Genomic DNA, 12883 nt, shown 5'->3' with positions numbered 1-12883 from the left:
AACACAACCACTGTTTACCAAGTTAAATGACAAAAAAAAACAAGTCTGCATTAACTGAAAAAGATGGTATTTCACAACCTGAAACAACCAATAAGTCTTCTGCTGAAAAGATTAAGCTAAACAGGAGAAAGCAACCATCTGTAAAAGAATTTGTTGAAAAAATATTATCAGGAAATATTACCTTTTTAAGTAGGGCAATTACTTTAGTTGAAAGTACGAACCAAAAGCATCAGAAAAAAGCAAATGAAATTTTGGAAGCTTGCTTACCTTACGCTAATAATTCTGTTAGAATAGGAATTACGGGAGTTCCTGGAGTAGGTAAAAGTACCTTTATTGAAGCCTTTGGTAAATATTTAACTAGTTTGGATAAAAAAGTTGCTGTATTGGCGGTTGATCCTAGTAGCTCTATTAACAAAGGGAGCATTTTAGGTGACAAAACAAGAATGGAGCAATTAGTTACCGATAAAAATGCTTTTATTCGCCCTTCTCCATCTGGAACATCTTTAGGAGGAGTAGCACAAAAAACTCGAGAAAGCATTATTTTATGCGAAGCCGCTGGCTATGATAGTATTATTATTGAAACTGTAGGAGTTGGTCAATCAGAAACGGCCGTTCATTCAATGGTTGATTTCTTCTTATTACTAAAACTTGCTGGTGCTGGTGATGAGCTTCAAGGAATAAAAAGAGGAATTATAGAAATGGCGGATGCTATTGTTATTAATAAAGCGGATGGTGATAACACAAAAAATGCTAAAATCGCCAAAATTGAATTTAACAGAGCCTTGCATTTATATCCTCCAAAAGAGAATGATTGGATTCCAAAAGTATTAGTTGCTAGTGCTCTTAAAAATAAAGGTATCGATACTGTTTACAATATGATTAACGACTATATTATTGATACGAAGAAAAAGTCCTTTTTTGATAAAAAACGTAATAAGCAAAATAAATTTTGGTTGCTCGAAACAATTAATCAAAAACTAAAGGATAATTTTTATAATGATCCAAGAATAAAAGAATTATTGAATACTGAAATCTCTCAATTAGAAAACGGTAAAACAACTCCTTTTAGTTCTGCGAATAGACTTCTAAAAGAGTCTGAAAATAAAAAAAAGGTTTAAACCCCTACATTTAAACCTTTTTCTCTTCATTCTAATTTCTCTTTGCCTCTAATCTTTATTGCTTAGTAACAACACTTATTATTAACATTTCAAATATCTATAAATTATTTGTTTGTTTATAAATAAAGATACTAAGCGTAGTACTTGAAAGAATAAACGTATAATGATAAGGTATGAATACATAAATCACTCGAAACAAACTCTTTAACCTTTTGCATTTTAATATTTACCAATACCTAAGTCAAAGAAAAAAAACGTGTATTTTTGATAAAAAACAATAACCTAATGGACGATACAAATACTAATCTAATTTCTTGGACTGACTTCACTAAAGTAGACATGAGAATCGGGACCATAATAAATGCTGAAATTTTCGAAAAAGTTAAAAATCCAGCCTATAAAATGCAGATAGATTTTGGAGAGTTCGGAATTAAAAAAACTTCGGCACAAATAACAAAACTATATCAACCAGAAGACTTAATTGGCAAACAGGTAGTAGCTGTGGTTAACTTTCCTAAAAAACAAATTGCCAATATGATGAGTGAGTGTCTTGTTTTGGGTGGTTTAGGAGATGAAAAAGAAGTAACCTTGCTCAGTCCGGAAAGAATGGTAAAAAACGGAACTAAAATTGCTTAGTAAAAAAATAAAAAAACTTCCTAAAACCTTATTTTTAATCGATGGTATCGGAGCTTTATGCTCTGCCTTTTTTTTAGGATTTATTTTCACTTACTTTAATGCTCTTGTGGGAATTCCTATTCCTAGTTTATACCTGCTTGCGAGCTTCCCTTGTTTTTATATTTTATTGGATGTTTATTTTTATTGTAATAGCGACAAAAACATCAATAATCATTTAAGAATAATTGCGTTTCTAAACTTTCTTTACTGCATTATATCTCTAATTTTAGTAATTAAACATCGAGAGAAAACAACCTATTTAGGATGGGCCTACATCTTATTAGAGCTTATGCTAATAAGCATATTAATTTTTCTTGAATTAAAAGCCACAATAACGTATTCACATAAGTAAGTTTTACTAAAAAAAACGACTTTTTAATTCTAAAAAATTAACAATAGTTTTTATGTGGTCTATTCAAAAATTAGAAAATCAATCTACTTATTCTGGCTTAGATGTAAATATTCTATTTATGATTGCCGGCGATGCCTCTATTCAATCACTTGAAAATTCTTTTCACATTCCTAAAAAGAGTTTTTTATATTTTGATAATACATTTAAAGTTACAAGCACATCCCCTTTTTATGAAGGGTATGTTTTAACTCTTAAAAATGACTTGATCAAAGACACTCTTCCTATAGCTTCCTCGTTTCCCAAAAACTATCAAATAAATAATTTAAGAAATATTCCATTAGTTAAATCTCTTTTGTTTTCCCTTTCTTCTGAATCAAAAGATAACGTATCTTTAATTATGAGCTACCTCACTATTATTTTTGAAAAAATGGAAGAAAGTCTTATTCAAAAAAATGAAGATTCACTATTCAATAACTTTGTGCATTTAATTGAAGAAAACATAGAAAATAATTATTGCGCCGCTGCTTATGCTGAAATGTTAAACATACCTTTAAAAAAATTAATAAATGAAGTTAAAAAAGAAACTGACGCCACACCTTGCTTCATTATTAGTCAGCATGTTATAAAAAAAGCAAAAGAACTATTAACTACTACAAAAGACTCTAGTAAAACAATTGCCTATCAATTAGGTTTCCGAGAGCCTTATTATTTTATAAAATATTTTAAACGAAATGTTGGAGTAACCCCAACTCAATACAGAAAACAGTATTAAACTCTCTTAAAATCAAAAAATTCAATAAAAATTATTGAGAAAATATGACATCTTTTAGGAATATTTTCCATTTTTTCACTTCTCTTTCTAGTTGATCTTTGTTTTTGTATTAATCCAAAAAAGATAGAAATATGAATTTAATAGAAGAATTAAAAGCCAAAAAAGAGGCATCATTAAAAGTTATTCCTGAAGAAAAACTGGTCATTATGGCCCAAAGCACTCAAAATCTTAAAAATAAAAATATCTCCGATAAAGCACTAAAGGTTGGTGATTCAGTTAACAATTTTGAGCTCCCAAATGCCCTGGGAAATAAAGTAAGATTAGAAGACTCTCTTTCCAAAGGTTCTGTTGTAATTTCTTTTTATCGTGGCGGATGGTGTCCTTATTGTAATATAGAACTTCAAGCTTTACAGAATTTATTACCTGAATTTGAAAAATATTCGACCACACTAATCGCTATTTCTCCAGAAACTCCTGATAACTCATTAAATACGGTTGAAAAAAACAACTTATCGTTTGAAGTTTTAAGCGACATTGATAATAAGGTGGCTAAACAAATGGGACTTGTTTTTCAATTACCAGAAAATTTAAGAGAGGTGTATCATTCTTTCGATATTGATGTTCCAAAACACAATGGAAATAAAGATTATGAGCTACCAATGCCCGCGACCTATGTTATCAACCCTGAAGGAGTTATCACCTATGCTTTTATTCCAGAAGATTATACCGAAAGGGCTGATCCAAAAGAAATTTTAAATAGTATTAAGTAACTCATAAAAAGCAACTTATTAAAGGGAGTAATGTAACATTACTCCCTTTTTTTAAAATTATATCACTAAATTTATCCAGATAAAAGAATACAACGATTTTTATTACGATCCGGAAGCCTACAAAACAATTGTCTAATAATTAAGCGACTCTATTCTATGTCAGGAGAAACAAATCTGAAAATACTAATAAGTGAAATGGAACCTATTCTTAATAAGGGAGAATATGTTTTCTCGACCATAAAAAACTGTGATCATATTCCTCGAGAAATCACCATTTGCGAAATAAAAGAATCCGAAGGAGTTACCCTGGTATTATCAAAAGAACATGCCGATAAATACGGCTTAAGTTACGACTATGTAGCGGCATGGATTACTCTTAATATCCATTCTTCTCTAGATGCTGTTGGGCTAACCGCAGCCTTCTCTAGTAAATTGGGGAATAGTAATATTAGTTGTAATGTAATCGCTGGATATTACCACGACCATATTTTTGTAGACGTAAAGGACAAAGAAAAGGCCATGTCATCGTTATTGGCCATGACAAATCAAAAAATATAATACATGAAAATTCTAATTATTGGAGGTCACGGAACTATAGGTAAAAAAGTTTCATCTCATTTTTCTAAAGAACATGATGTTTTAATTGCCGGTAGAAATACTGGGGATTTAACTATTGACATCGCAAATAGCAAGTCTATAGAAAACACATTAAAAAATATAGATAACCTAGATGCCATCGTATGCATTGCTGGAGAAGCGAAATGGGATTTGTTCAAAAACTTAACTGAAGAAGACTTTTATATAGGTATTAAAAGTAAGTTAATGGGGCAGGTTAATTTGGTTAGAATTGCCCAAAACTTTTTAAAACCTAATGGATCTATTACACTATCGACAGGAATTTTAGCAGACGATCCAGTTCTGAAAACAACAAGCGCCGCAATGGTCAATGGTGCTATTCATAGCTTTGTAAAAGCGGTATCTCTTGAACTACCCAATAATTTAAGAGTTAACGCAGTTTCTTTAGGTGTTGTGGAAGATGCTTATGAAAAATATAAAGACTATTTCCCTGGGCACAACCCTATACCTACCAATAAAGTTATTAATGCTTATGTTAGAAGTGTTCTAGGGAAAGACAATGGAAATATAATTCGTTTTTATGATTAATTTACCGCAGTAATTTCGTTATAATTTTCAGCAGCTATTATCCCCCAATCTGCAATTGCATTTAATAAAGGAATTAAGGTTTTTCCAAATTCTGTTAATGAATATTCAACTTTTAAAGGTGGTTTTGATGTATACACTTTTCTGTTTACTACGCCATCTTTTTGAAGTTGCTGTAATTGTAAACTCAAGGTTCTTTCTGTAACTCCTTTCATTTTTTTTCTTAGTTCATTATAGCGAAGTGTTCCGTCCATTAAGTAAAATAAAATAACCGTTTTCCACTTTCCTCCTATAATTCCCATCGTTACACTCGTACAACAAGGGTATTCTTTACCTTTAATTTGATACATACAGTTTCTTTTTAATTTTAACAAAGTTACAAAACTTCTTTTTTTTATGTTACTATATTTTTTATAGCTAAATTCATACATTCATTTTATTGTAAATTTCGAGCAAATTATACACAGAATAATACATGAAATTAATTGATGAATTCGATGCTAAAGAAGGCTCTTTTTTACTTGAGTTAAGAACAGATTTAAACTGGAATCACCGCGCTTTTTTAAATTTGTTAAATAATTTATTACAAGAATGTAAAAAAACAAATGACCATATTATCTTGAACAGGAATATTGCTGAAGGAGTTTGGTATATCTCTCATTTTATTAAAAATTGGTCTACACATAGAAATTTTCGAAAAGAATACTCTGATGAATACTATGAAAAGGCATATGAATTGATTTATGATTTAGCGACTTACTATTTTAGTAGTTTCTCTCCGTATACGTCAGGAGATAAATTTGAAACACTTTTGGAAGAGCTTGAAAATCTTACTAAGAAAACATAAAACAAGCCTTTACCCCTTCTCTTACCAAATTATAAAGAGTCACTATTCTTAAAAAAAATAGCGATTTTATTTTTTTTAAAAAAAAGTTTGTTTTCTACGGATACCCGTAATAAAATTTCAAAAAGAGCTTGTAGATTTGCCTCGTAATACATTCAAACTTACAATCTCGTATATACAAATGTATGTACTTTAGTGTTGTCCCCCGATAGCATTCAATCACCGTTAACTCGGTGATTGTTTTTTTTACTTCTATTTCAAATACATCTATTTTGCTCATTTTTTATTGAACTAATGTTCAGTAAAATAGCCTAGAAAAAATTAAGTTATTTTTTTTTAAAAAAAATCACCTCATCTACGGAAATCCGTAAAATTTATCAAAAAAGAATAGCTATGTTTGCTATGACAATGTAGTGAATCATACTAACCAAACTTTTAGTGTTGTCCCCCGAAAGCAAGTAAATACACCTATCTCTAAGTTTTTACTTGCTTTTTTTATTACCGAAGTTTTCCTTTTTCTTTCAAAGAATTGAAAATTATTTTATCCACTTCTGAAACTAAATCAATATCACTAAAACTTAACCATTTTAGTTCTTCAATCTCACTTGAAGCGACTAATGTTCCTGAATATTCGGCTTCATAACAAGTCATTTTCACTAATACTCCATCCGTAGCTCCATCAGCCTGCGCCTTAAACGTTCCTACGTATTTTATGGTCTCTTTATCAATCGTTACTTTCAGCTCTTCAAAAATTTCTCGAATCAATGTTTCTTCATCATTTTCTCCTTCATCTCTTTTACCTCCTGGAATGTAATATTTATCTTTTCCTTTTGACCTCGTACTTAGTATCTGACCATCTTTTATTTCTATATATGCGATTTTATCAATCTCCTTCATTTTATTTAGGTATTATTTTTTCCTTTTAAAAGATTATTCATCAATTGAAAGAAGTATTCGTTTATATTTTCGAAATACCAAAAATAACTATATTCATTGATCATTTTTTCAAAATATAAAAACTATAATAAAGGGTTTCATATCTACAATTTTATACCTTTAAGCACCAAAACGTTAAAAACACTAGTAAACATTTATTATTAACATTTTTGAATAAAAACAACCCTTTATTATGACTATAAAACAGATTCTTTTTTTGAGTTTTTTCTCAATTTTAAGCCTGAGCTGCAAAAACAATCAATCTGGACATCATCATAGCAATGAAAAAATGATTTATGTTTCTTCCGATGAGGGAGAAAAATGGAACTTACTTGGTGTTAAAATAACTAGCAAAATCTTAAGTAGTCAATCAAACGGTACCTATTCAGTAATTATAACCGAAACTCCACCTGAAGGAGGCCCTCCATTACACGTGCACTCAAATGAAGATGAGCTATTCTATGTACTCAAAGGAAAATACACGTTTACTTGTGGAGAGAAAAAAATGAAAGCGAAGCAAGGCGATTTTATTCGTTTACCGAGAGGTATACCTCATAGATTTGTAAACACGGATACAATAACAGGCATCACTATGAATACCATTACACCTGGAGGCTTTGAAAAGTTTTTTAGTGAAATGGCTGAAGCCTCAAAAAATGGAAGGCCTTCAAAGTCCGTCATAAATACTATCGCAAACAAATATGGGGTAAAGTTTGTAAAGAAATAACCAGAGTTTTCAACTAATTTTTCATCTATGGCAAGTTAACTTCCAACGAAGAAAACCCTACCTTAACATCTATTTTTCAGCGCTTTAATATTTTTTATTTATATTGAGTGATCATTTCTATCCCCTAAATTAATGAATGGTTTACAACAATATACACAAGTATTAGGACTTCGAAAGGCGAAACACCTTTTACGACGAACTTCATTCGATTATACGATTGAAACACTTAATGAATTCGCTGAATTAACACCTGAACAGGCTTTCTCAAAACTCACTGAAAGTCAAAATACAGAATGGACGGAGCCTTATGACCCTCTTCCAAATGGATCACCAGATGGAAACTGGACATCGTCTTCTGAAAACCCCAATACATTTAATGGTCAGGGAAGAAAAAGGCGTATTGTAACATCATGGTGGTGGTACAATACCATTAATAAGTGTTCTCTTAAAGCAAAACTTACTTTTTTTCTCCATACATCATTTACGGTCTCTAAAGACGAAGGAGCTGGATCATCAACACATTTTTTTGATCACTTAAGATTAGTAGAGAGCTTTGCTTTCGGTAATGTTAAAACGTTAGCTAAAAAAATAACTTTCGATAATTCCATGTTGAATTATCTTGACAATACCCAAAACAATGCCAATAACCCTAATGAAAATTATGCCAGAGAATTTTTAGAGTTGTTTACCATTTTAAAAGGGCCACAAAATGGAAGTGGAGATTACACCAATTATACTGAACATGATATTCAACAAACCGCAAAAGTATTTTCTGGAATAAAAACTCAGGCAGATCGTAGTATCATAGATTCCGATACGAACTTACCAAAAGGAAGAGTTGCTATTAACCAACACGATCAGAACGATAAAATATTCAGTGAGGCCTTTAATGAACATACAATTTTAGGAAAAAACACAGAAGAAGGTATTGTTGGCGAATTAGATGAATATGTAGAAATGGTTTTTTCTATGGATGCCACTGCTATTTCTTATTGTAGAAAATTGTATCGTTTTTTTGTAAAAAGTGAATGGAATGAGGATGTCGAAAATAATATTATTATCCCACTTGCTGTTCAACTAAAAAATGACAACTATGAAATACTTCCAACGCTGAAAACGTTGCTAACCTCCAATCATTTTTATGATTTAGACGATTCTAACGGAACTGATGAAATATTAGGAAGTATTATTAAAAGTCCATTGCAATTAATTAGCGAAACTATTTCCTTTTTTAAACTTGATATACCTCATCCTTTAAACAATGATGGTTATTTCTATACTTTTTTCAACTTCATTCATAACTCGTATTTAGCCGCTGCTGGAATGAATCTTTGGGGACCAGATTCTGTTGCAGGATATCCTGCTCACTATCAAGAACCCGATTTTGATCGTCATTGGTTTTCATCAAATACTGTATTATCAAGGTATAAAATGATTGATTCCTTAATTACAGGAAGAAATAAGGTTGGAAATAATGGGAGAATTCGAGCGGAGTTAAATCTCCCTGACTTTATTAAAACGAATATCTCAAATCCCTCAAATGCAACTGAACTAATAACAGAACTTTCTGATTATTTATATATTGAAAGCATTAACAATGAAAGAAAAGATTACTTCGCAGAAAATCTTTTAGAAGGTTTTCCTGATTATTATTGGACCAATGCTTGGTTACAATATGAAGGAACAGGTGACGACACCATTGTAAAGTCTCGTTTAAATGCTCTAATTACAAGAATGATTAATGCTCCTGAATTTCAATTAATGTAACCTCTAAAATTTTAACATCATGAAAAGACGATCTTTTTTAAAACTTACTTCTACTGTTTCCGTTTTAGGGTTAATGCCTTTTGAATTAAGTGCTATGCTGAAAGCTAATAATCTTACGGATTGTGGTGACTTGTCTAATCGAAAGTTGGTTCTTATAAATTTAGCAGGCGGTAATGACGGTTTAAATACCTTAATACCTATCAATCAATACGACCAATACTCTAATCTTCGTCCCACTATAAAAATCCCTAATTCTGGTAGCAACGGACTCATTACTTTAGATAGTACTTTATCTGAAAACCAACAACTAGGCTTGCATCCAGCTTTAACTGGTTTTAAATCTTTATATGACCAGGGAGTACTCAGAGTTTTGCAATCTGTTGGATATCCCTCTCAAAACAAAAGTCATTTCGCTTCAAAAGACCTCTACTCCACTGGAAACGATGGTAACGGTTGGGATAATGGAAATGACTCAGGATGGATTGGTCGATTTATTGAAAAATACTATTCAGAAGAATTAAGAGAAAACTACCCTCTGGGTGTTCAAATAGGTTCAAGTAAAACCGAATTAGGTTTTCATGGAGAAGAAGAACATGGACTTTCTATCAATATATCTGGTCAAGATCCTGCTGGGTTTTATACAGAACTGAACGGTTTAGGAGGCTCTCCTCCTTCTAATATTCCAAATTCTGATTTTGGAACGGAATTACAATACATCATTAACACAAGTAATTTATCAAATCAATACTCTCAATCTATTTCAAATGCATTTAACAACGGGCAAAATGATGTTTCCTATCCAGACACAGATTTATCTAATCAATTAAAAACAGTCGCCAGACTTATCAGTGGCGGTTTGAAATCGAAAATCTACATGGTTCGAATTGGTGGTTTCGATACTCATAATAGTCAAAACCAAGAAGAAAATGATATTCAAGGGAAGCATTATGATTTATTAAATACCGTTTCAGAGTCTGTTAATGCCTTTATGAACGACTTAACTTCTCAAACAATAGCTGACGATGTTGTGGGTCTTACCTTTTCGGAATTCGGAAGAAAAGCCAAAGAAAACGGTAACCTAGGTACAGATCATGGTGAAATTGCTCCAATGTTTGTTTTTGGAAATCCAGTTAAAGGAGGAGTTTCAGGCACAAATGTAAACCTCGCAGAAGCTACAAGTAACAACAATTATCAAATAGAAACAGTACAACATGACTACAGGCAGATATTTGGTACGTTACTACAAGACTTTTTAGGAGCTAGTAACTTAGTAATTGACACTACTTTTTTTAACCATTCAGTTAATCAAAGTTTCACCGATTTGAAGGTTTCCGAGTTACTTAAAGAGTCTCATTCCGTTGCTTCAAATTGCTTAGGTGACACTTTATCTTCTTACGACAATCCTATTCTAAATAATGATAAAAAATGGTTTGTTTACCCGAACCCTTTTAATGACTTACTGCACTTAAATACTTTAGAAGAATCTTTTTCTACACAATATCAATTATTTAATAGTAAAGGACAACTTGTTTTAAAGGACAGTAAAAGTTCCGTAAACAATAAAATTACTATTCCATTACCAATACTGGCTTCTGGAGTTTATTTCTTAAGAATTCGACACAATGGCAAAGCTGAAACTCACAAACTTTTTAAACTCTAATAATCAACCTCAATATAAAACGAACTTCTAAAAATTGTTCTTAATTAAAAAAATAATTTTAAAAGTGTAACAAATGTGTTTTTTGTAATCAAAGGGTAAAACCAACTTTAAAAAACACATTATGGTACGATTGATAAAAACAACGTTAATACTTTTAATAACTTTATGTACAACATTTAGCTATTCATTTCAAACAGAATCAGAAAAACCAAACTCGAGAATAACCAATGCTATAAAAGTTTCTACAGAAGGAAATGGTTCTCCAATTTTGTTTTTACCGGGTTTCACTGTTTCGGGATTATCCTGGCGAGAAACATATAGCCAAATGCAAACAAAAGGTAAAGCATACTATTTTTCATACGCCGGGTTTAATGGAAATAATCCCATAAAAATGCCTTGGTATTCCAGTGTAAAAAATGCTATAATCGAATACATCAAAAAGAATGACCTCAACAACATGATTATTATTGGTCATAGTATGGGGGGAAACCTTGCTATTGATGTCGCCTCGGAGCTTCCACATAAAGTAAACAAAATTATTTTGGTAGATTCCCTTCCTTGTATGCGCGAGGTTATGATGCCCAACGTGAAAGCCGAACACCTCTTTTACGAAAGCCCATATACGAAGCAAATGTTAGAAATGGATGAGAATCAATTTAAAGAAATGACTGCGATGATGGCTTCCAACATGACAAATAATAAAACTAAAGCTGAAGAGATTAGCAATTGGATACTAGAAGCAGATCGTAAAACTTGGGTATATGGATATATCGATTTGTTAAAATTAGATCAAAGAACTATTTTGAAGAAAATCCAGTGTAAAACTCTCATTATTGGAGCCTCTTTTCCAAGTATCGATATCGCGCAAAAAAACTTTGAAAAACAATATGATCTGTTAGAAAATAAGTCCATTACAATGGCTTCAAATAGTAAGCACTTTGTTATGTTTGACCAACCTGAATGGTTCAACCAAACCTTGAATAACTTTCTGGCCAATGACAACCAATAATAAAGAAACCTTTGAAAAGATTTACCAACAAAATCAGCCTATGGTACTACAAATGTGCCTAGGTTTTGTAAAGGGAGATCAAGACAGTGCGAATGATTTGTCTCAATAAGTTTTTATTAGTGTATGGAATAATCTTCATAAATTTAAAGGGTTGTCTTCTTATAAAACCTGGATTTATCGAATTACCGTAAATACTTGTTTACAATTTGTAAAAAAAGAAAATAAAAAAGGAACAATAAGTACCCATGAATTTAAAGAAGTAATTGAAGAAACTTCTAATGAAGGTTCTCTTAAAAACCCGATATCAGACTTGTACAAAGCAATAGGTCGATTAAAAAAAGTAGATCGTTTATTAATTATGATGGTTTTGGAGAATGAAGACAATGACTCCATTGCAGAAATTTTGGGTATTTCAGCTATTAATGTCCGTGTTAAAATACATAGAGTAAAGAAACGTCTTGAAAAAATAATTAAAAATATTTAGTGATGAGTATGGATTTTAAACAACTCCAAGAAAATTGGGTCAACGATAAAAAACACATAAAATCGGATACGGATTCTATAAGTTTAATTTATAAAAAAATTAAAAAGAAACAGAAAGAAAATTTCTTTTTCTATTATGGCACCATAACTATTCTTATCACAACTTGCATTGCCATATCCTTATTCTTTTACCATATCGCTCCCGTAAAACAACTATTAAGTAGAATAGGAGCTGGATTAATGATTTTAGGGCTTATTGTTAGAATTTTAATAGAAGTAATAAGTATTGGTAAGGCAAAGAAAATAAACAAACTCGATGATCTTTTGAAAACTGCAACAAATACAACCAAATTTCATTCATATAGAAAATTTATTCATGAAATTATCGCGCCTACAATTGTTACATTATACACCATCGGTTTTTTTATGATTACCCCAGAGTTTAGCTTGTATTTAAAGAAGTGGCAAGTACTACTCATGAATACCTCTTATGTAGTAATTGGAATACTCCTATTTTTTATTATTCGTAAGGGCGTTCAAAAAGAAATGAAAAAACTAAGAGAAATTGCAAGTATTAAAAGTGATATAGAAAGTGATTAAATGAATGAT

The 12883-nt window shown here is 31.2% G+C and carries 16 protein-coding genes; 14 read left to right on the top strand and 2 right to left on the bottom strand.

The features are described 5' to 3' along the window. Positions 1-26: 26 nt before the first annotated feature. From meaB to BLW23_RS00925, 6 genes are all read left to right on the top strand, one after another. Positions 27-1118 carry a methylmalonyl Co-A mutase-associated GTPase MeaB gene (meaB, locus tag BLW23_RS00950; RefSeq protein ID WP_093667382.1) on the top strand — a complete coding sequence of 364 codons (1092 nt, stop codon included), beginning with the start codon at positions 27-29 and terminating at the stop codon, positions 1116-1118. Between the two features lie 285 nt (positions 1119-1403). Next, positions 1404-1754, top strand: a complete 351-nt coding sequence (locus BLW23_RS00945) for a tRNA-binding protein (RefSeq protein WP_093667381.1) — start codon at positions 1404-1406, stop codon at positions 1752-1754. Positions 1755-2197: 443 nt separating this feature from the next. Then, positions 2198-2917 (top strand): helix-turn-helix domain-containing protein, encoded by a 720-nt coding sequence (locus BLW23_RS00940; protein ID WP_093667380.1) that lies wholly within the window; start codon positions 2198-2200, stop codon positions 2915-2917. Between the two features lie 131 nt (positions 2918-3048). Continuing rightward, positions 3049-3687, top strand: a complete 639-nt coding sequence (locus tag BLW23_RS00935) for a peroxiredoxin-like family protein (RefSeq protein WP_093667379.1) — start codon at positions 3049-3051, stop codon at positions 3685-3687. A 156-nt stretch (positions 3688-3843) separates the two neighbouring features. Further along, positions 3844-4245, top strand: a complete 402-nt coding sequence (locus tag BLW23_RS00930; RefSeq protein WP_093667378.1) for an ACT domain-containing protein — start codon at positions 3844-3846, stop codon at positions 4243-4245. Between the two features lie 3 nt (positions 4246-4248). Next, positions 4249-4851, top strand: coding sequence for a short chain dehydrogenase (locus tag BLW23_RS00925; protein ID WP_093667377.1), 603 nt, complete (start codon positions 4249-4251; stop codon positions 4849-4851). Here BLW23_RS00925 and BLW23_RS00920 read toward each other — a convergent pair. After that, the gene (locus BLW23_RS00920) at positions 4848-5198 is read right to left on the bottom strand and encodes a winged helix-turn-helix transcriptional regulator (RefSeq protein WP_093668402.1); all 351 of its coding nucleotides are present in this window, start codon (positions 5196-5198) and stop codon (positions 4848-4850) included. The two genes, BLW23_RS00925 and BLW23_RS00920, sit on opposite strands and share 4 nt — an antisense overlap. A 125-nt stretch (positions 5199-5323) precedes the next feature. Between BLW23_RS00920 and BLW23_RS00915 the strand changes: the two genes are divergently transcribed. Further along, positions 5324-5695, top strand: coding sequence for an Imm41 family immunity protein (locus tag BLW23_RS00915; RefSeq protein WP_093667376.1), 372 nt, complete (start codon positions 5324-5326; stop codon positions 5693-5695). A gap of 495 nt (positions 5696-6190) precedes the next feature. On the opposite strand, the gene BLW23_RS00910 is transcribed toward BLW23_RS00915, so the two are convergent. Beyond that, positions 6191-6589, bottom strand: coding sequence for an NUDIX hydrolase (locus BLW23_RS00910; protein WP_093667375.1), 399 nt, complete (start codon positions 6587-6589; stop codon positions 6191-6193). Positions 6590-6821: 232 nt separating this feature from the next. Between BLW23_RS00910 and BLW23_RS00905 the strand changes: the two genes are divergently transcribed. The 7 genes from BLW23_RS00905 to BLW23_RS00880 all read left to right on the top strand — a co-directional run bounded on the left by BLW23_RS00905 (position 6822) and on the right by BLW23_RS00880 (position 12874). Continuing rightward, positions 6822-7355, top strand: a complete 534-nt coding sequence (locus BLW23_RS00905; protein ID WP_093667374.1) for a cupin domain-containing protein — start codon at positions 6822-6824, stop codon at positions 7353-7355. Positions 7356-7487: 132 nt separating this feature from the next. Beyond that, complete coding sequence (locus tag BLW23_RS00900; RefSeq protein WP_093667373.1) at positions 7488-9122, top strand: DUF1800 family protein; 1635 nt, start codon at positions 7488-7490, stop codon at positions 9120-9122. A gap of 19 nt (positions 9123-9141) precedes the next feature. Next, positions 9142-10782 (top strand): DUF1501 domain-containing protein, encoded by a 1641-nt coding sequence (locus tag BLW23_RS00895; RefSeq protein ID WP_093667372.1) that lies wholly within the window; start codon positions 9142-9144, stop codon positions 10780-10782. 121 nt (positions 10783-10903) lie between these two features. Then, complete coding sequence (locus tag BLW23_RS00890) at positions 10904-11791, top strand: alpha/beta fold hydrolase (RefSeq protein ID WP_093667371.1); 888 nt, start codon at positions 10904-10906, stop codon at positions 11789-11791. Beyond that, entirely contained in the window at positions 11778-11900 is a 123-nt protein-coding gene (locus tag BLW23_RS23555) for a hypothetical protein (RefSeq protein ID WP_255362698.1), read from the top strand. The genes BLW23_RS00890 and BLW23_RS23555 overlap by 14 nt, the downstream gene beginning before the upstream one ends. A 6-nt stretch (positions 11901-11906) precedes the next feature. Then, a complete protein-coding gene (locus BLW23_RS00885) occupies positions 11907-12275 on the top strand; it encodes an RNA polymerase sigma factor (protein ID WP_093667370.1) in 369 nt (122 codons plus the stop codon). A gap of 2 nt (positions 12276-12277) precedes the next feature. After that, a complete protein-coding gene (locus BLW23_RS00880) occupies positions 12278-12874 on the top strand; it encodes a hypothetical protein (RefSeq protein ID WP_093667369.1) in 597 nt (198 codons plus the stop codon). Positions 12875-12883: the final 9 nt, after the last annotated feature.

Source organism: Tenacibaculum sp. MAR_2009_124 (genome assembly GCF_900105455.1).
GTDB lineage: Bacteria > Bacteroidota > Bacteroidia > Flavobacteriales > Flavobacteriaceae > Polaribacter.
This window is presented reverse-complemented; position numbering and strand designations above follow the sequence as displayed.